This is a genomic window from Pseudobutyrivibrio sp. ACV-2, assembly GCF_900107545.1.
Classification (GTDB): Bacteria; Bacillota; Clostridia; order Lachnospirales; family Lachnospiraceae; genus Pseudobutyrivibrio.
In genome coordinates this window covers 36,186-55,274 of the sequence record NZ_FNQZ01000017.1, presented here as the reverse complement: position 1 = coordinate 55,274, position 19,089 = coordinate 36,186, and the positions used below count along the sequence as shown (strand labels likewise).

Sequence of the window (19,089 nt, the reverse complement as noted above, 5' to 3'; positions counted from 1 at the left end):
GACAAATAAAAATCCCTTGATTAAGGTTACAAGCCATAATCAAGGGATTTTATTATTTATCCTTCAGTTTTAACTACTTCATCGGTATCTACTGTTTTCTCACCATTTTTCCATGCATCGAATTTTTCTACTACTGCATCGTAGGTCTTAGAGGAAATATCTGGAAGCTTCTTTCCCCAGGTTCCAGTGGCCTGTTCATATCCCTTTTTAAATGCAGCAAGCATTTTGTCGGCCTGTTCCGGGTCGTCTCCAGTTAAAGCTTTTGCAAATTCGAGTATTCTCTCAGAGGTCTTTTCTACGCCCCAATATCCATCTTCAGAAATATCTTCTTTAGCTTTTGCGATGGTATCAGCATCAGCTGTGAATTTTCCTTCCGCCAGGAATTTCCACATGTCATCCTGGGATGCGATTGCAAATGTGCTTCCCTGACCGGCGATAGTTTTCTTTACGATTTCTAACAGATTGTTAGTCATTTTTTCCTGCTCAGCCTTTAACTGCTCAACAATAGCAGTGCGGTCACCCTTTGAAAATCTTTCAGTTTTTTTAGGAGCCTCCTCATTTGATTTTTCATATACAGCGGCAGTATCGGAAAACTTTGTGGCTTTATCTTCAGCTCTTGCAGCCTCAGGGGCTTCTGCTTCTTTAGTTTCTTTTTCAGGCTCAGTTTTTGGGGAATATGTGCTAGAAATGTTAGAAGTAACACTACTTAAAATATTAACATCCATATGAAAACCTCCTTGTTACATTGGTCTATATTAAAAACCTCATGGAAATCCTTTTCCTAATCCTATTATCGGAAACTACTTGAGAAAAAATTACCACTAGATTGTATTTATTTTAATACAAACTGGTTGTAATAATACGATTTGATTGTTATAATTTATAAAGATTGAATACAAAGTACAAGAAAGTGCAATATTAGTTATGGATAGTATTGATGTAAAAGCATTAGCAAAAATCAACATCGGTCTTGATGTTACAGGTATCAGAGAGGACGGGTATCACGAGGTCCGCATGATTATGCAGACAGTCAATCTTTTCGATAAGCTCACCATCAGCAAAACAGATGATGGCTCTATTTCTATGAAGACAAATCTTAGATTCCTTCCGTTGGATGATGATAATCTGTGCATTAAAGCAGCCAAATTGTTGATAAATGAGTTTGATATTAAGCAGGGTGTGGAAATCAACCTTGAAAAGCACATTCCTGTTGCTGCTGGTATGGCTGGTGGCTCTACTGATGGAGCGGCAGTTTTATTTGCAGTTAATAAACTTTTTAACCTTGGTCTTTCAAGAAAAGACTTGATGGATCGAGGGGTAAAGCTAGGTGCCGACGTGCCTTACTGTGTTATGAGAGGCACAGCCTTAGCAGAAGGAATAGGAGAGGTGTTAAGCCCTCTTCCTCCAATGATTAAATGTCCGGTGCTTATAGCAAAGCCTGGCATTTCAGTTTCAACAAAGCAGGTTTACGAGGCCTTAGATTCTCGTTTTGATACTGTGACACATCCTGACATAGATCAGCTTATCACAGACATAAAATCAAAGGACTTACACGCATTATGCTCACACATGGGAAATGTATTGGAGGAGGTTACTATACCTATGCATCCAATCATTTCCGACATCAAACAAAATATGTTGGATAATGGGGCGGTTGGAGCAATGATGAGCGGAAGTGGTCCTACAGTGTTTGGCTTCTTCGAAGATAATAAGACGGCCCGAAAGGCTAAGGAAGCCCTTACAGCCAGCGGAATGGTAAAACAACTTTACCTTACAACACTGTTTAACACGGTAAACAACCGTTAGAAAAGGAGAATATATAATGACAGAAAATCTTACCCTTCAAATGGACGATTATTTGCCACTTAGAGATGTTGTATTTAACACTCTTCGTGAAGCTATCTTAAAGGGCGAGCTTAAGCCGGGGGAGAGACTTATGGAAATGCACCTTGCCACAAAGCTTGGTGTCAGCAGAACGCCTATCAGAGAAGCTATCAGAATGCTTGAGCAGGAGGGTCTTGCAGTAACAATTCCACGCAAGGGAGCGCAGGTAGCCAAAATGACAGAAAAGGATTTGCAGGATGTTCTTGAGGTTCGAGATGCCTTGGATGCACTTGCTGTAGCCTGTGCCTGCAAACGTATGACAGATGAGCAGTTCGTTGAATTAAAGGAAGCAATGCAAGCCTTTGAAGCTGCTACACGCACAGATGATGTGCGCAAAATCGTTGAAGCAGATGAAGCCTTCCATGATGTGATTTATGCAGCAGCTGCCAATCCAAAGCTTGAAGCTATCATCAATTCAGCTAGAGAGCAAATGTATCGCTACAGATACGAATACGTTAAAAATCCTTCAGTATATTCACAGCTCATCGAGGAGCACAAATCAATAATCGAGGGCTTCGACAGACGAGACACAAACTTCCTGCAAAATATTATGCATACACATCTTTCAAATCAGATAAATGCAGTCAGGGAAGTTATCAGAGAACAAAAATAAAACTTAACAGGGGACTATTTATGGCAGGACAAAAATGCAAAGTAAACCTGAATTCCATCCAGAATATGGGTGGAGAGCAGGAACATATAATGGACCAGTATAGTGGCACTTTTATGGAAAGAGACGATCGCAGATATGTGTCCTACTCCAGAGATTCAGAGGACGGCCAGATAGACTGTTTGATTACTTTTGATAGACGAAGCCTTTTTATGACTCAAAAGGGAGCTCTTCGTTCAAAGCTTGAGCTTATGCCAGGAAAGCAAACCACCAACGAATACAACACCCCTTTTGGTATGATTAACCTTCAGGTGTTCACTAGACGCTACGAGGTGGTTGAGCAGAAAAATGGCCTGAAGCTGATAATTGATTATGACATTATCACCGGTCCAAATCCTATCGAGACCAAAATGGAAATAGTATTACAGTTTTAATAAAGGAGTTCTATGGAAATCGAAAGAAAATTTCTGGTAAAGGAATTGCCGGATTTATCTAAATATGAATACGTGGATATTGAGCAAGGTTATTTATCCACCAGCCCGGTTGTGAGAATACGAAAGAAAAATGATAAATATATTCTTACCTACAAGGGCAGCGGGCTCATGGCTAGGGAGGAAATCGAGGCAGCGCTGACAAAAGAAGCCTATGAGCATCTTTTGGAAAAAATCGATGGATATCCTATCACAAAACGCAGATATATGATTCCATTTGAAGGTCACACTATAGAGCTGGATGTTTTTGATGGTCATATGAAAGATTTGATTATGGCAGAGGTTGAGTTTGAGTCGGTAGAGGCTGCAGATGCTTTTGTGGCTCCAGAATGGTTCGGAGAAGATGTTACAAGTGACCGTCGCTATCACAATAGTAATATGATTTTTGGAAATCCTCTTAAGTAAAGGTTTTGTACCATTTTGTCAAGAGGAAAATAGTTATATGGGCAGAAACTTCTTGAAAAAATTGGAATTTTGAAGTAAAATACTGTATACAATTGTGGCTATAAGCCAGTGAACATGGTCAAAAGGCACGTAGGGTGTGCATTTAAAGGAGGATTTTATAATGATTACAGCCGGTGATTTTAGAAACGGTATGACAATCGAGATGGACAATAAGGTTTATCAGGTTATCGAGTTCCAGCACGTAAAGCCAGGTAAGGGCGCAGCTTTCGTTCGTACAAAGCTTAAGGATATCAAGGGTGGCGGTGTTACAGAAACATCTTTCCGTCCTACAGAAAAGTTCCCAGCAGCTCGTATCGATCGTAAGGATATGCAGTACCTTTACAACGACGGTGAGCTTTACAACTTCATGGATGTTGAGACATACGATCAGGTAGCTCTTACAGCAGATCAGATTGGTGATGCTCTTAAGTTCGTTAAGGAAAACGAAATCGTAAAGATGCTTTCACACAATGGTTCAATTTTCTCAGTTGAGCCTCCAATGTTCGTAGAGCTTCAGATTACAGATACAGAGCCAGGTTTCAAGGGTGATACAGCTACAGGCGCTACAAAGCCAGCTACTGTTGAGACAGGCGCAGTTGTTTACGTTCCTCTTTTCGTTGAGAACGGTGAAACAATCAAGATTGATACTAGAACAGGAGAGTACCTTTCAAGAGTTTAATTCTATTTAGGGAGAACTCTTATTGGCAGATGTAGATTATATCGTCCTGCGAATGAGAGCTGAATAGGATTAACAGGTGAGTTATGTTATGGATTACAGAGAATACCCGCTATCACAGCTTTTAAAAAACAGAAAAATATTTGCTGTATTTGATGAAGAATTCCAAAAAGGTACATGGCTTGATGCTACAGCGCTTCTTGGAAGTGACAGCACTATCAATCAACTGTATCGTGACGGCACAGTGCCTCGTGATACCCTCGATTCAATCGTAACCAGACTCGCAGGTAAATAGTTTTGTATGCCCTTCGACATTATGTCGAGGGGCTTTTTTTGTATAAATAATTACACACTAAAATTATAACCTCTGTATGAATTTACAGAGGTTTTTTGGTCATTACAAAAGAAAACTGAAAAAAGATTATATCGTGTGATATTTTTGTGATAATACTACTGCTATGATTGCCTCATCAAAAAGATAACAAACCAACAAAACATAGAAAAAATTGAAATTGGAGGAACAGATTGTATGAAAACAAGAATGAACAAAGTAAGATTATTAGCAGGTGGTTTAGCAGCAATAGTAATGATGTCTAGTGCATCAACAGTAGCATTGGCATGTGAGGTTGATACACCAAATCAGGTGGTTGAAGTTTCAAATGAGAATGTGTGCTGCGCAGTAACAAATGTTTCAACAAATAGTAACAATACACTGACAACAAATAATAATCAGGTAACCAACAACAATCAGGTTACCAATAATAACCAGACAACAAATAACAATCAGCAGACGACAAATAACAATCAGGTTACCAATAATAATCAGGTAACAAATAACAATCAGGTTACCAATAATAACCGGGTAACAAACAATAATCAGCAGACAATAAATAATAACCAGGTTACAAATAATAATCAAGTTATTAATAACAATCAGACTATCACAAATAATAATCAGCAGATTACAAACAACAATAACGTAGTTATTAATTATTATGGTACCGATGGAAATCAGCAGAATCCTAAGGCAGAAGAGATGATGGATGAAATCACAAGCACTGCCAGAAAGAATGCTGAGCAGAATGCAAGAAATGAAGCAAAGTCAATAATCATTGGTGATAGATCTAAGAAGGCTACAATAGATAAGATTAATAACACAAAACCACAGCCAGCACCTGTTCCAGGTTATGATGACAAAAAAGAGGAACCACAGCCAGAGGTTCCTGATAAGGTAAGTGATTCAAGATCTGATGCTCAAAATGATAATGAAGCTAAGGTAGTAGGAAACAAGAAGGAAGAGACAAAGGCTGAGGAAACAAAGAAGAAAGAGACAAAGGCTGAGGAAACAAAGAAGGAAGAGACAAAGGCCGAGGAAGCAAAGCAGGAAGAAACAAAGAAGGAAGAGACAAAGGACGAGGAAGCAAAGCAGGAAGAAACAAAGAAGGAAGAGACAAAGGCCGAGGGAGCAAAGCAGGAAGAGACAAAGAAGGAAGAGACAAAGGCTGAAGGAACAAAGAAGGAAGAGACAAAGGCCGAAGAAACAAAGCAGGAAGAGACAAAGGCTGAAGAGACAAAGGTCGAGGAAACAAAGAAGGAAGAGTCTAAAGAAGAAACAAAACAGGAATCTAAAACAGAGGAGTCTAAAACAGAGGAGACTAAGATAGACGAACAAAAGCACGACTTACCTGAAGTAGTTGAAACTCGCCATGAGATAATAAAAGAAGATAAGATTCCAGAAGAAACAAAGACAGAAGATAAGAAAGACGAAGATCTTCCACCACTAGACAAAATTGGTTTTGGAACTAATCCAATATGGGATTATGTTTTAGATAAGGCAAAAGGCGCATTAGATAAGGGAATTGATAAGGCTATTGATAAAGGTGTCGATAAGGGCATAGATTATCTTTTTGATAAAGTTCTAGGCGGAGATCTTATGACAGCAGCTAAAAATCTTACATCTGGTGATTTAGGTAAATTTGGCGGATCAATGGTTTCAATAGTGGACAAGGCTCTAGGTGGCGATGGAAGCGGAAATAATGGTAAGTTTAGTTATAAAGAGCTAATGGATGCCTTTACAAAGTCATATAATAAGGTTTGCGGAACTCCAGCGTCTGAGAATGGCAATTCTTCAAAGTCTGAGGGTAAGAAAGATGAGAGTAGTCCAGCGTGGGATTATGTTTTAGATAAGGCAAAAGGTGCATTAGATAAGGCTATTGATCGCGGTGTAGATAAGGGGCTTGATGCTGTATTTGGTAAGGCATTAGGTGGCGATGTTTCAAAGATAACAAAGAATCTTACACCTGAAGAGGTTGGACAGCTTGGTGCTGAAATGATTCCTATGGTAGACAAGGCACTAGGTGGTGACGGAAGCGGAAATAATGGCAAATATACTAATAAAGAGATTATGGATGCCTTTATGAAAGCGTACGGTAAGAATTCAGATTCTGGACAATCTGATGACCAGGAGACTACTCCAAAACAGGAACAGAAGCAGAATATCTACGATGATGAACAGTTGAGAGAATATTATGCTGATGTTGCAGAATTACAAGGAAAAGCAGATATTATCTTAAATCAGTGTGCTAAATATAACGTATATAAAAACGCTCCCCTCTCAACTAGAAGAGACTTAATTCTTAAGGTATTATACGATGCAAAGAATGAAGGTATTGACTATTTAACAACTAAGCACACCTATGTTATGGAAGGAAAGAGAATTGAAGCCTCAGGTAAAGAGTTCTTATCATATGCCAATACTACAGTCGGTTCAATTTATGTAGATATGGAAAAAGCGCAGATTACAGATATAAAGTTGCGTGAGGAGGCAAGAAAAACAGAAGATACTGGTACCACAGTAAGAACTGCAACCTTTGGGGAAATCCTGAGTGATATAGTTAAGATAATAGTTAAAAGGGATATGCCTAGAAAATAGGGCTGATGGAAAATTCATTTTGAAGAGTCACTGGCTAAAACTATTTAATAATGCGACATTAGAATAGAAAATAGATCCTTTGGGAAACCAGAGGGTCTATTTTTTTCTTAAGGAACTATTCACAGATTAAGATTTTTGGTAATATTGTGATATAGAATAGGAGGAGGGAAATCATGAGCGTTAATTTTTCCGATGCAATAAAGTATATTGGTTGTAATGACAAAACTATTGATTTATTTGAAAGTCAGTATCCAGTGCCTAACGGAGTTTCTTATAATTCATACGTAATTATGGATGATAAAATTGCCGTTATGGATACCGCAGATCCACGAGTAACAGACGAGTGGCTTTCAAATCTTGAAAAAGAGCTTGCTGGCAAGACACCTGACTATTTGGTGGTACATCACATGGAGCCAGATCATTCCGGTTCTATTAAGACCTTCCTGGAGAAATATCCTGACACAACTGTAGTAGGTAACGTCAAGACATTTACTATGATGGGGCAGTTTATGGAGTCAGCTCTTTTTGAATCACGAAAGCATGTGGTTGCAGAAGGTGATACACTTGAGCTTGGAACACACACACTTACATTTGCAATGGCGCCAATGGTTCACTGGCCAGAGGTAATGGTTTCATATGAAAGTACAGAAAAAGTACTTTTTGCAGCAGATGGCTTTGGTAAATTTGGTGCACTTGATGTAGATGAACCATGGATTGATGAAGCCCGTAGATATTATCTTAATATTGTGGGTAAGTATGGTGCATCTGTACAAGGATTGTTGAAAAAGGCAGCAGCTCTTGATATTCAGACAATCTGCCCACTTCATGGTCCAATCCTCACAGAAAATTTAGGCTATTATATCGATCTTTATAACACCTGGAGTAGCTACAAGCCTGAAGAAGAGGGCGTATTTATCGCTGTAGCTTCCATCCATGGTAACACCAAAAAAGCAGCTCTTAAGCTTCAGGAAAAGCTTGAGCAGGCAGGTCACAAGACACTACTTATGGATGTGTGTCGTGAGCCAATCTCTGAGGCCGTAGCACAGGCATTCCGCTTTGATAAAATGATTTGCTGTGCCGCAACCTACGATGGAAATCTTTTCTCACCAATGGATGATTTCCTTCATCATCTTGCAGCAAAGACCTATCAGAACCGTAAGGTTGGCTTTGTAGAAAACGGTACCTGGGCACCACAGGCAGCTAAATGCATGAAAGCCATTTTAGAGCCAATGAAAAACATGGAGTTCGTTGAGCCAGTGGTATCTATTAAGTCTACTCTTAACAGTGACAGCGAAGCTGTAATGGATGAGCTGGTAAAAAATTTATAGAAGTATAAAAGTCCTTACGAGGAACAATGTACATAGACTAGGCTAAAGGCGTTTGAAATATATCTTAGTATTTTCAATGAGTATAGGCTTGACCGATATTGAAAATACTTAGATATATTCAAACGCCTTTTCAACATCAAAACGAGCATTGTTCTCCTACATGGAGTTGCCACTTTAGCGCTTTAACACATCAAATTGCAAACACTTTAAAGTGTGTATATAATAGAAACATTCGGTTTAAAGTTAGTAAAGGAGATAAATAATATGGAAAAGCAATTTAAACCTTATGTTCCAGCGGACAAGGTTACTCCTGAGATGACTCCTACATCTATTATCATGGGTCTTCTCCTTGCAGTAATCTTTGGCGCTGCTAATGCATATCTTGGACTTAGAGTTGGTATGACTGTTTCTGCTTCTATTCCAGCAGCAGTTATTTCAATGGCTGTTATCCGAGTTATTATGAAAAGGGATTCAATCCTTGAAAGCAACATGGTACAGACAGTAGGCTCTGCAGGTGAGTCACTTGCCGCAGGTGCTATCTTCACCATGCCAGCACTTTTCATCTGGGCAAAGGAAGGCGTTATGGAAACACCTTCGCTTATTACCATCACAGTAATCGCCCTCTTCGGTGGACTTCTTGGTGTATTCTTCATGGTTCCACTTCGTAGTGCACTTATTGTACAGGAGCACGGTGTGCTTCCATATCCAGAAGGAACAGCTTGTGCTGAGGTTCTTCTTGCAGGTGAGGAAGGTGGTTCTTCTGCAAAATCTGTATTCATTGGTATGGGAATCGGTGCTGTTATAAAGTTCGTTGTTGATGGACTTTGCGCTATTCAGTCAGTGTTCACTTTAAAGATTGAAGCACTTAAGACAGAGTTTTCTGCTGAGGTTTACCCAGCACTTGTATCAGTTGGTTATATCTGTGGACCACGTATTTCTGCATATATGTTTGCAGGTGGTATCCTTGGATGGTTCGTACTTATTCCAGCTATCGTTACATTTGGTGGCGACATCGTTATGTACCCAGCAAGCGTTTCAGTTGCAGAACTTTATGCATCTGCAGGTGCAGCAGCAATCTGGTCAAACTACATCAAGTACATTGGTGCAGGTGCCGTTGCAGCAGCTGGTATCATTTCACTTATTAAGACACTTCCACTTATCGTTAGAACATTCGTAGATTCAATCAAGAGCATCAAGACAGCAGGTTCTACATCTACAGAGCGTACAGCACTTGATATGGACATCCGTATTGTTCTTGGTGGTATTGTAGTTCTTATCCTTGCTATCTGGCTTGTACCAGCAGTGCCTGTTACACTTCTTGGTGCCATCATCATCGTTATCTTCGGTTTCTTCTTCAGTGCTGTAAGTTCACGTATGGTTGGTCTTGTAGGTAGCTCAAACAACCCAGTTTCTGGTATGACAATCGCTACAATCCTTATCGCAACAATCTGCCTTAAGGTTATTGGTGACACAGGCGTTCACGGAATGCAGGGTGCCATCGCAATCGGTTCTATCATTTGTATCGCAGCTTGTATGGCAGGTGATACTTCACAGGATTTAAAGACAGGTTATATCCTTGGTGCAACACCAAAGAAGCAGCAGATTGGTGAAATCCTTGGTACTGTTGCAGCAGCTCTTGCAATCGGTGGTGTTATGGTTCTTCTTGATTCAGCTTATGGATTTGGTTCAGACATGCTTGCAGCTCCACAGGCTACAATGATGAAGATGATTATCGAAGGTGTTATGAATGGAAATCTTCCATGGGCACTTATTTTCATCGGTGCGTTCATCTCAATCACAATCGAGATCCTTGGTGTAGCAGCACTTCCTGTTTCAATTGGTCTTTACCTTCCACTTGAGCTTTCAGCTACAATCATGATTGGTGGTCTTATCCGCAAGTATGCTGATTTCAAGTTTGGTGAGCAGAAGGATGAGTCAGGAAAGGGTATTCTCTTCTGTTCAGGACTTATTGCTGGTGAGGGTATCATAGGTGTACTTCTTGCTATCCTTACAGTAGCAGGCATTACAGACAAGATTAACTTAAGCTCAGTAATTCCTACAGGTAATGTGCCAGCACTTATTCTTATTGTTTTAGTTGCTTTTGCTGTATATAAAGCAGCAACAGGAAAGAAGAATGAAAAATAAAGACAACTTTTTAGACTATGTCTTCAAAGTAAATGATGACCTCACTTGGACTTGTAATGAGTCCGGCGAGGTCATCGTCGAAATGGAGAATAAAGGATTTACAAACAGAATAGCCCAAAAGTTTTTCAAAAAGCCTAAGGTGTCTAAAATCACACTAGAAGGTATGGGCAGTTTTATTTTCCAAACAATCGATGGCAAGCGAGATGTATATGAAATCGGTCAGCTTGTTCATGAAAATTTTGGAGAAGAAGCAGAGCCACTTTATGAGCGATTAAGTGTTTACATGAAACAGCTCAGCCAGGTTGGCTTCATAAGTCAAATAAAGTAATTTTTAGAGATTGATTATCCAGGTGGTAATCAATCTTTTTTTATGAGAAGAATTCTTTAATTTGACCGGAAAAACCTATTGTTTGCCCACCCTAAATTTTTCCTTTGATACTTATAATGAGTACATAACATGAAATAATAGGGAAGGTATAAGGAGAATAATGTAATGCTTAGAGAGACAGTAGTAGAAAATGGTGCAGTTCGTGGCTTGCCAGGAACTGACCCGCGAGTGACAGTATATAAAAAGATTCCTTTTGCTGCTCCACCTGTTGGGGAGAACAGATTTCGTGCGCCACAGCCAGCAGAGGATTGGGAAGGGGTAAGGGAGTGCTTTCAGTTTGGCCCACTTTCCATGCAGGATGTTCCTCAGGGTGGCGATGGTCTGTATGACAGAGAATGGCATGTGGACACAGGGCTTGAAGACAGCGAGGACTGCCTGTATTTAAATGTGTGGACCCCTGCAAAAGCAAAGGATGAAAAGCTTCCTGTATTGGTATGGTTTTTCGGAGGAGCCTTCCAGTGGGGATACACAGCAGAGATGGAATTTGACGGAGAGAGACTTGCCAGAAGAGGTGTGGTTGTTGTCAGTGTGAATTATCGACTGAACTGCTTTGGATATCTGGCTCATCCTGATATCACAAAGGAAGCCCCTGATGCTCCAGGAAATTTTGGACTTTTAGACCAAAAGGCAGGCCTTCACTGGGTATATAGAAACATTGCAGCATTTGGTGGAGACCCAGATCAGATTGTGATTGCAGGTCAGTCTGCCGGTGGTGCCAGCACAATGAATCAGCTGGTTTGTGAGGACAACAGGGATATCGTTAAGGGGGCTGTTATTCTAAGCGGTATCATCCGTATGCCTAATCCTGATGTAGATATTTTTAGACCACTGAGTCTTAAAGATGCAGAAAAACTAGGAGAAGAATTTTTTGCATCATTGGGTGTTAAGACCTTGGCAGAAGCAAGAGCTTTATCTGCTGATGAAATTTTTAATGGCTATAACAGATTTGTTCAGAATCATCCTAGAATGTTTCCTATCATGGATGGGGTATTCTGCAAGAGTGACCCTGTCGAGCGTTTTGTGAATGGTGATTGTGCTGATGTTCCAGTTATCGCAGGAAACACATCAGATGAATTTTTAGTGGATAAAATCAATATGGTGGAGCATTCAGTTAAGAGTGCATTTAATGATGCTTTGAAAAAGAACCCTACAAGAAAGCTTTATTATTATCGATTTGATACAGATATTCCAGGAGATGGAGTGGATTATCCAGGCAATTTCCATTCAGTAGATCTGTGGTTCTTTTTCGAGAGTCTGGGCAAGTGCCACCGCCCATATGAGGGCAGACATTATGATTTGGCTAGACAGATGTGTGATTATTTTGCCAATTTCATAAAGACAGCAAATCCAAACGGAACAGGACGTGATAGAAATACCCTTCCGAAATGGGAGCCATTTAGCCTTGATAAAAAAGATGAAATGGAGTTTTTAAGTCAGGGGGCAAAGGCCAGAAGAGAAGGTGGTATTCGTCAAAACACCAGAAAGCAGGCTGTAAATCCATATCTTCCAAACTGGGAATACATTCCTGATGGAGAGCCTTACGTGTTTGGTGACAGAGTGTATGTATATGGTTCTCATGATTTGTATAATGGTGCAGCCTTCTGCTTGGGAGATTATGTGTGCTGGTCAGCACCAGTTGATGATTTGGGAAACTGGCACTATGAAGGTGTGATTTATAAAAAGACTGACGACCCACTCAATGAAGATGGCCATATGTGTCTTTATGCGCCGGACGTTACAGTAGGATCAGATGGAAGATACTATCTGTTCTACGTTTTGGATAAGGTAAGTGTGGTATCTGTTGCAGTCAGCGATACACCGGCAGGCCCATACACATTCTATGGCTATGTTCATTATGAAGATGGTAATAGACTTGGTGAAAGAGAAGGTGACGAGCCACAGTTTGACCCAGGGGTACTTACAGAAGGGGATGAAACATATCTCTACACAGGCTTCTGTGGACAGGGGGATAAGAGCAGAACAGGCGCTCAGTTTACAGTGCTTGGCCCTGATATGTTGACCATCAAAAAGGCTCCTGAGATTATCGCTCCAGGCAATTGCTATAGCGCAGGCACAGGCTTTGAGGGACATGCATTCTTTGAAGCACCATCTATCAGAAAACATGATGACACCTATTATTTCATCTATTCATCAGAGGTGATGCACGAGCTTTGCTATGCAACATCAAAATCACCAGCTGGCCCATTTACATATGGCGGTGTGATTGTAAGCAACTCTGATTTACATATTGATAGCTATAAGCCTGCGGATATGCCAACCTGCCCAGGGGCAAACAATCACGGAAGCATAGTTCAGATTGGTGATGATTGGTATATCTTTTATCATAGACACACTAATGGAACCTGGCTTTCAAGACAGGGCTGCGCAGAAAAGATTCATTTCAATGCTGATGGCAGCATCCCTCAGGTGGAGATCACTTCCTGTGGTTTAAACGATGGCCCACTTTCAGATATTGGAGAATATCCATCATATATCGCCTGCAACATTTTCAACGATAAGACAGGAATATATGTGGAGCAGACTAACCCAAGAATCGTGCAGGAGTACGGCACATCAGGTCATGAGGATAGCTATATTAAGGACATTACAGATACAACTGTAATCGGCTTCAAGTATTTTGATTTCAAGGGTGTTAAAGGAATCAGAATTAAGACCCGTGGGTACGGTGCTGGAACCTTTGAGGTGCTAAAATCAATTGACGGTGAAGTCCTTGGAAAGGTGGAAATAGATTTTGCAAATGTTTGGACCGAATATGAAGGCAAGTTCCAACCAGAGGACGGAGTCTCAGCCCTTTATTTACGATTCAAAGGAAATGGAAATACTCAGCTTTCGACAATAGAATTACTACACGAATAAAGGCAACTATAAGAAGACAAAAATAATCCTAATAAAAATGAAATCATCACTTCAGCAAAAATCGATTTCTTTATCCTCTATTAAAGGGTAAAATAGAAAAGAAGATTTATACAAATAAAGGAAAAAGAAATGGCTGATTTTGAAAAAAAACTAGCAGAGGAAGTGGAAAAATATAATAGTCTATCTTTCCCAGTGAAGGCAAACATATTTGAGCGAGCTATAATTAGAAGAGTGCCTATTGCGAAAGTACATCCTAATCCAAATGATGAATTTTGTAAGCCTAATGTGGGACCTAACTATTCTATAATTTCAGATTACATATATCGAATCGGAAATGGTGGGGGCTTTGTGCAGACTGATTCCGCTATGAATTCAATCATAGTGGAGAAGATTCATCCTAATGGCTACATGATTCTAAATGGTCATCATAGGTGGGCTGCATACTACAAGCTTGGCAGGAAATATGTGCCGGTAAAGGTTGTTAATTTGACCAGCCAGGAGGACGTGGAGCGATTGTTGAAAGCATCTGTTCACAATAAGAGGGTTCTTTTTGATTTTGATCAGGTGATTTTTAGAGAGTCTGGTGAAATGGAAAATGAATTGTTATTTCCATTTAACAGGATTTACACAGAGAGAATAAGAAAGGGGATTCCTGCACTTTTTCATTTTTTTGCAAGTGAAGGCTACGATATATGGTTGTTTACTGAGCGACTACACTCTCTTGAATATATGAAAAATCTGTTCAAGCTTTATCATGCTGAAATAACAGGTGTAATTACCGGAGATAAAAGAATACCAAAGCTTAATCCAGCTGTGGCAAAAAGCATCGATGATATGTTTCACAATAAATACGAACTTACACTACACATCTATAATGACAAATTGTATTGGGTAGATAGAACAGCCAAGGTGTCAAAAGCGTTTGATTTGGAGGATGCAAATTGGTCAACCACAATCAAGAATATAATAGGGGAAATGGGAAAAGATGCAAAAGAAGATTAGTGACAAAATGAGAATATCCTTCGATCTTGATGAGGCACTGTTTGTATATCCAAAGACTCACAAGACAGAAAAACCACCTGTATTTCCTTTTAATTTATTTTTTAAAGAGAGATTGAGATTAGGGACACCTGAGCTTATTAAAGAACTGCAAAATCAGGATTATGAGGTGTGGGTGTACACTTCATCCTACAGAACGGTACATTATATAGCTACTTATTTTAAACTGTACGGAGTGAGCTTCGATGGGATTATAAATGCAAACAGGCATTTACGTGAGGTGCAGAGAGATAAAAAGAAATTGCTTCCACAGAAAATGCCGCCCTACTATCACATAAGTCTTCATATTGATGATGAAAAGGTGATATGTTCACAGGCTAAGCAATATGGTTACTATGCCTACCGCTTGGATGAAGAGGATCCGGAGTGGAAAGAAAAAATAATAAAGTATGCTGGAGAAATTCGAGAGCGACTACAAAAGCGTAAGTGAATAACACATTTAAAGATGCAACACAGGCTTTCCTTCTGTTGCATCTTTTTTTATTGTCATTTTTTATTGCAATATTTCAGATGATAAAGAGAAATTATTGAAAATGTGTATTTAGATTAATTACATACAATGAATACATCGACAGCAATGTAAAACAGCTCGACCAGCTATATTAGCCAGTGGTCTGGAGTGATTAGGGACTATACAACACGATATTTGAGAGGAGAACAAATATGTATCAGTACAACAAGAAGGGACCAAAACGTGGCGTCGCTCTCTACAGTTACTCAGCTGAGTTTGGCCTTACAAAAACACTTGAAGATTGCTTTGAGGATATCCATGACATGGGGGCACATGGTATTGAAATCCTTGCAAACACACACATTGAAAACTACCCATACCCAACAGATGAGTGGGTTGAAAATTGGTGGAGACTTTGTGACAAGTATGAAATCGTACCAGTGGAATATGGCAACTGGATTGATTCTCATGTGCTTGGCGACAGAGATCTCACAACAGAGGAATCAGTAGAAATGCTTAAACGTGATATCCGACTGGCTCACAGACTTGGATTTACAGTTATGCGTACCAAAATGCCTGTTATCAATGACTTACTTGAGCCAGTTACAAACTGGAGAGAAATCATCAAGGGAGCACTTCCACTTGCAGAAGAGCTCGGAATCAAGATGTGCCCAGAGATTCATACACCATCAAATCTTAAGGGCAAGCTTGTTACAGATTTTGTGGATTTCATCAAGGAGACAGGAACAAAGAATTTTGGATTAAATATTGATTTTTCGGTATTTAGAACAGGCTTCAAGGAAGGCGAGTGGGTTGATCCACTTTATACTCCAAACGAGCCAGAGGATATTATTCCATTACTTCCATACATTTATTGCTGCCATGCAAAGTTCATCAACATGAGTGATGACTTCAAGGAGACAACTATTCCTTACGAAGAAGTCATCAAGGTTATGGCTGAAAATGGCTATGAAGGATATTTGCTCAGCGAATACGAAGGCGCAGACAAATATGACGATGGCTATGAAGTAGGACAGACACTTCGCAAACACCACATTTTGCTTAAGAACTTACTTGGAGATTAATGGGAGGAAATACATATGGAAAAACAGGTTATTCAATCCGTAGGATTCAGAAATACAAAGGACGAAAATGGTAATGTCACAGGCTTTCAGTTTAAGGTGAGACTTCCATACTACAGAGGAATTTTCCTTTCACAGATTCGCCCAGGTACACTTTATATCGATGGAGAGAAAATCGAAAAGGATGATATCATTTGGAATATCAAAGGTGAAGATTTTACAAATGAGGAGATGGCAGGTGATTTTCAGACCCATTGGGCAACAACATGCCCTGCAGTTTTAAAGGTGAAAAAGCCAGGTGGACTTGCGCAGGGTTATCATGACTTAAAATATGGTTTTTGTTTTACATCAAGCTACATGCCACCAATCATTCAGGATGGCTTAGATCCAGACAAGGAAAGCATGGTTTTCATGCCAGAATTTGGTCATCATGTAAATGAAAGAAGACTGCTAATAGTTTAATTTTATCCATTGCTTGAAAGTGGAGAAGACCTTTCTCCACTTTTTGTATTGGTTTTTACACTTTTTTTCTGAAAAATTCTATTGTAAAGTTATGTTGAAAGAAAATTTTAAGGGAAGAATTTTTTGGGAGGAAAAAAGTGGAGAAAAAGGAAAATCAGGATTCGTACCTAAGGATACTGTCTAAACAGTTTCCGAATGTGGCGTCAACAGCTACAGAAATCATCAATCTTCAATCAATTCTGAGTCTGCCAAAGGGCACAGAGCATTATCTGTCGGATATACACGGGGAGCATGAACAGTTTGCCCATGTGCTGAAAAATGGTTCAGGTGCAGTGAAAAGAAAGATTGATGAAGAATTTGGCAACATGCTTTCCGAAAAGGAAAAGCGGGATTTGGCCACCCTAATTTATTACCCTGAGCAACGTATCAGGATGATAAAGGAAAGTGCCTGGGGCACATCAATGGACGACTGGTATGTGGTGATGATTAACAGACTCATCCAGGTCTGCAAAGCGGCAGCCAGCAAGTACACTCGTTCCAAGGTGAGAAAATCTTTGCCAAAGGATTTTGCCTATGTAATTGAAGAGCTTATCACAGGAAGGCGTGATTCCAGAGACCAGGAGGCCTACTTCAATGAGATTATTCACACGGTAATCAGAATCGGAAAAGCACCGGAGCTTATCATAGCTTTGTCCAATGCTATCAGTCGTTTTGTTGTGGATCATCTGCATATAGTTGGTGATATTTACGACAGAGGCCCAGGCCCACACATTTGCATGGATACACTTATGCACTATCATAGTGTGGATATCCAATGGGGTAATCACGATGTTGTGTGGATGGGAGCTGCTACAGGACAGCTTGCCTGCATAGCAACAGTGCTCAGGTTTTCTGCCAGATACGGCAATCTTGATATTTTAGAGGATGGCTACGGAATTAATCTTTTACCTTTATTCAAGTTTGCTATGGATACCTACAAGGAGGATTCTTGTGATTGCTTTGCGCTGCATTATCGTGAAGGCGAATATGACCTGGCCAATGCTGAGACCGACAGGAAGATGCACAAGGCCATGTCCATCATTCAGTTTAAGGTGGAAGGTCAGCTGATAAAAAAGCATCCAGAGTGGCACATGGAAGATAGACTGCTTTTGGATAAGATGGATTTGACCAGAGGAGTTGTGACCATAGATGGCAAGGAGTATGAGCTGCTTGATAAGAATTTTCCTACAGTAAATCCTGCTGACCCATACGCACTATCAGAGGAAGAGGCAGAGGTAATGGAAAAGCTTCGCAACGGTTTTATAAACTGTGAAAAGCTTCAGGAGCATGTGCGATTTTTATATCGTAAAGGCGGATTGTACAAGACCTATAATAACAATCTGTTGTTCCATGGATGCGTGCCGCTGGATGAAAACGGACAGCTAAAGGAAGTGGAGCTTTGCGGCAAAAAATACAAGGGTAGAGCACTTTATGATACATTAGAGCAGCTTTTGCGCAAGGGCTACTATGCTATTGACCCTGTGGAAAAGCAGCGTGGAATGGATATGCTATGGTACACCTGGTGTCATGCCAATTCGCCAGTATTTGGCAAGGACAAAATGGCTACCTTTGAACGCTATTTCATAGCTGAAAAGGAAACCCATGTGGAAAAGAAAAATCCATATTACACTTGGTACGACAAGGATGAAACAGTGACCATGATTCTTAATGAGTTTGGTCTTGATTCACCTGAAAGCCACATCATCAATGGACATGTTCCAGTGGAGGCTAAAAAGGGTGAGCTTCCTATCAAATGTGGTGGCAGACTTATTGTAATAGACGGTGGCTTTTCAAAAGCCTACCAGCCAAAGACAGGCATAGCAGGCTACACACTAACCTACAATTCCTACGGCTTCCTTTTGGCCGCTCACGAACCATTCGAATCTGTTGAAAAAGCAGTGGAAACAGGCAGTGACATCCATTCTGACACAGTGCTTGTGCAGCATGTAGAACGACGAAAAACTGTTGCAGATACTGATAACGGGGAGAGTATAAAAGAGACAATTAGAGAGTTGGAAAATTTGTTAGAGGCTTATCGCACCGGACGGTTAGTTGAAAAAGAATAGAATTTATATGTTACCATTTCTTGAAAACCCTAATATAGACTGATTTAGGAGAAGCCTATGGAAGACTTTATTTGGGGAGGATAGGAATGGTAATATTTTATTATATTCGGAAGTATATCAAGTTGTCTTGACATTATTCGGAAATATGTCGAATA

General features: G+C 40.0%; 17 protein-coding genes. 16 read left to right on the top strand and 1 reads right to left on the bottom strand.

Features of this window, described 5'->3' with window-relative positions; genetic code table 11:
• Positions 1–56: 56 nt before the first annotated feature.
• Complete coding sequence (locus BLV53_RS14220) at positions 57–725, bottom strand: hypothetical protein (protein ID WP_090302038.1); 669 nt, start codon at positions 723–725, stop codon at positions 57–59.
• A 199-nt stretch (positions 726–924) separates the two neighbouring features.
• On the opposite strand from BLV53_RS14220, the gene ispE reads away from it, so the two are divergent.
• The 16 genes from ispE (at position 925) to BLV53_RS14140 (ending at position 18,934) form a co-directional block, all read left to right on the top strand.
• The gene (gene ispE / locus BLV53_RS14215; protein ID WP_090302036.1) at positions 925–1,806 is read left to right on the top strand and encodes a 4-(cytidine 5'-diphospho)-2-C-methyl-D-erythritol kinase; all 882 of its coding nucleotides are present in this window, start codon (positions 925–927) and stop codon (positions 1,804–1,806) included.
• A gap of 16 nt (positions 1,807–1,822) precedes the next feature.
• Complete coding sequence (locus BLV53_RS14210; protein WP_090302034.1) at positions 1,823–2,497, top strand: GntR family transcriptional regulator; 675 nt, start codon at positions 1,823–1,825, stop codon at positions 2,495–2,497.
• A gap of 20 nt (positions 2,498–2,517) precedes the next feature.
• The gene (locus tag BLV53_RS14205) at positions 2,518–2,928 is read left to right on the top strand and encodes a YwiB family protein (protein WP_090302032.1); all 411 of its coding nucleotides are present in this window, start codon (positions 2,518–2,520) and stop codon (positions 2,926–2,928) included.
• 12 nt (positions 2,929–2,940) lie between these two features.
• Positions 2,941–3,390, top strand: a complete 450-nt coding sequence (locus tag BLV53_RS14200; protein WP_090302030.1) for a CYTH domain-containing protein — start codon at positions 2,941–2,943, stop codon at positions 3,388–3,390.
• Between the two features lie 160 nt (positions 3,391–3,550).
• The gene (gene efp / locus BLV53_RS14195; RefSeq protein WP_015548742.1) at positions 3,551–4,108 is read left to right on the top strand and encodes an elongation factor P; all 558 of its coding nucleotides are present in this window, start codon (positions 3,551–3,553) and stop codon (positions 4,106–4,108) included.
• Positions 4,109–4,196: 88 nt separating this feature from the next.
• Positions 4,197–4,400: a hypothetical protein gene (locus BLV53_RS14190; protein WP_090302028.1), complete on the top strand. Its 204-nt coding sequence runs from the start codon at positions 4,197–4,199 to the stop codon at positions 4,398–4,400.
• Positions 4,401–4,634: 234 nt separating this feature from the next.
• A complete protein-coding gene (locus BLV53_RS14185) occupies positions 4,635–7,037 on the top strand; it encodes a hypothetical protein (RefSeq protein WP_090302026.1) in 2,403 nt (800 codons plus the stop codon).
• Positions 7,038–7,210: 173 nt separating this feature from the next.
• On the top strand, positions 7,211–8,365 hold the full coding sequence (locus BLV53_RS14180) for an FprA family A-type flavoprotein (protein WP_090302024.1): 1,155 nt from the start codon (positions 7,211–7,213) through the stop codon (positions 8,363–8,365).
• Positions 8,366–8,629: 264 nt separating this feature from the next.
• Positions 8,630–10,510, top strand: coding sequence for an OPT family oligopeptide transporter (locus tag BLV53_RS14175; RefSeq protein WP_090302022.1), 1,881 nt, complete (start codon positions 8,630–8,632; stop codon positions 10,508–10,510).
• Entirely contained in the window at positions 10,500–10,838 is a 339-nt protein-coding gene (locus tag BLV53_RS14170) for a PqqD family protein (protein WP_090302020.1), read from the top strand. The genes BLV53_RS14175 and BLV53_RS14170 overlap by 11 nt, the downstream gene beginning before the upstream one ends.
• Positions 10,839–11,003: 165 nt before the next feature.
• Positions 11,004–13,775: a carboxylesterase family protein gene (locus tag BLV53_RS17675; protein ID WP_090302018.1), complete on the top strand. Its 2,772-nt coding sequence runs from the start codon at positions 11,004–11,006 to the stop codon at positions 13,773–13,775.
• Between the two features lie 129 nt (positions 13,776–13,904).
• Positions 13,905–14,777, top strand: coding sequence for a ParB/RepB/Spo0J family partition protein (locus BLV53_RS14160; protein ID WP_090302016.1), 873 nt, complete (start codon positions 13,905–13,907; stop codon positions 14,775–14,777).
• Entirely contained in the window at positions 14,761–15,264 is a 504-nt protein-coding gene (locus BLV53_RS14155; RefSeq protein ID WP_090302014.1) for a hypothetical protein, read from the top strand. The genes BLV53_RS14160 and BLV53_RS14155 overlap by 17 nt, the downstream gene beginning before the upstream one ends.
• A 233-nt stretch (positions 15,265–15,497) precedes the next feature.
• On the top strand, positions 15,498–16,370 hold the full coding sequence (locus BLV53_RS14150; RefSeq protein WP_090302012.1) for a sugar phosphate isomerase/epimerase family protein: 873 nt from the start codon (positions 15,498–15,500) through the stop codon (positions 16,368–16,370).
• Between the two features lie 15 nt (positions 16,371–16,385).
• Positions 16,386–16,829: a C-glycoside deglycosidase beta subunit domain-containing protein gene (locus BLV53_RS14145; protein WP_090302010.1), complete on the top strand. Its 444-nt coding sequence runs from the start codon at positions 16,386–16,388 to the stop codon at positions 16,827–16,829.
• A gap of 137 nt (positions 16,830–16,966) precedes the next feature.
• Entirely contained in the window at positions 16,967–18,934 is a 1,968-nt protein-coding gene (locus tag BLV53_RS14140) for a fructose-1,6-bisphosphatase (protein ID WP_090302008.1), read from the top strand.
• The last annotated feature ends 155 nt before the right edge of the window (positions 18,935–19,089 follow it).

Bases quoted from the DNA above. Each gene is read 5' to 3' on its own strand.
- BLV53_RS14160 (WP_090302016.1), top strand. From the start codon at position 13,905: ATGGCTGATTTTGAAAAAAAACTAGCAGAGGAAGTGGAAAAATATAAT.
- BLV53_RS14185 (WP_090302026.1), top strand. From the start codon at position 4,635: ATGAAAACAAGAATGAACAAAGTAAGATTATTAGCAGGTGGTTTAGCA.
- BLV53_RS17675 (WP_090302018.1), top strand. From the start codon at position 11,004: ATGCTTAGAGAGACAGTAGTAGAAAATGGTGCAGTTCGTGGCTTGCCA.
- BLV53_RS14145 (WP_090302010.1), top strand. From the start codon at position 16,386: ATGGAAAAACAGGTTATTCAATCCGTAGGATTCAGAAATACAAAGGAC.
- BLV53_RS14170 (WP_090302020.1), top strand. From the start codon at position 10,500: ATGAAAAATAAAGACAACTTTTTAGACTATGTCTTCAAAGTAAATGAT.
- BLV53_RS14210 (WP_090302034.1), top strand. From the start codon at position 1,823: ATGACAGAAAATCTTACCCTTCAAATGGACGATTATTTGCCACTTAGA.
- BLV53_RS14190 (WP_090302028.1), top strand. From the start codon at position 4,197: ATGGATTACAGAGAATACCCGCTATCACAGCTTTTAAAAAACAGAAAA.
- BLV53_RS14205 (WP_090302032.1), top strand. From the start codon at position 2,518: ATGGCAGGACAAAAATGCAAAGTAAACCTGAATTCCATCCAGAATATG.
- BLV53_RS14220 (WP_090302038.1), bottom strand. From the start codon at position 725: ATGGATGTTAATATTTTAAGTAGTGTTACTTCTAACATTTCTAGCACA.
- BLV53_RS14180 (WP_090302024.1), top strand. From the start codon at position 7,211: ATGAGCGTTAATTTTTCCGATGCAATAAAGTATATTGGTTGTAATGAC.
- BLV53_RS14155 (WP_090302014.1), top strand. From the start codon at position 14,761: ATGCAAAAGAAGATTAGTGACAAAATGAGAATATCCTTCGATCTTGAT.
- BLV53_RS14175 (WP_090302022.1), top strand. From the start codon at position 8,630: ATGGAAAAGCAATTTAAACCTTATGTTCCAGCGGACAAGGTTACTCCT.
- BLV53_RS14200 (WP_090302030.1), top strand. From the start codon at position 2,941: ATGGAAATCGAAAGAAAATTTCTGGTAAAGGAATTGCCGGATTTATCT.
- efp (WP_015548742.1), top strand. From the start codon at position 3,551: ATGATTACAGCCGGTGATTTTAGAAACGGTATGACAATCGAGATGGAC.
- BLV53_RS14150 (WP_090302012.1), top strand. From the start codon at position 15,498: ATGTATCAGTACAACAAGAAGGGACCAAAACGTGGCGTCGCTCTCTAC.
- ispE (WP_090302036.1), top strand. From the start codon at position 925: ATGGATAGTATTGATGTAAAAGCATTAGCAAAAATCAACATCGGTCTT.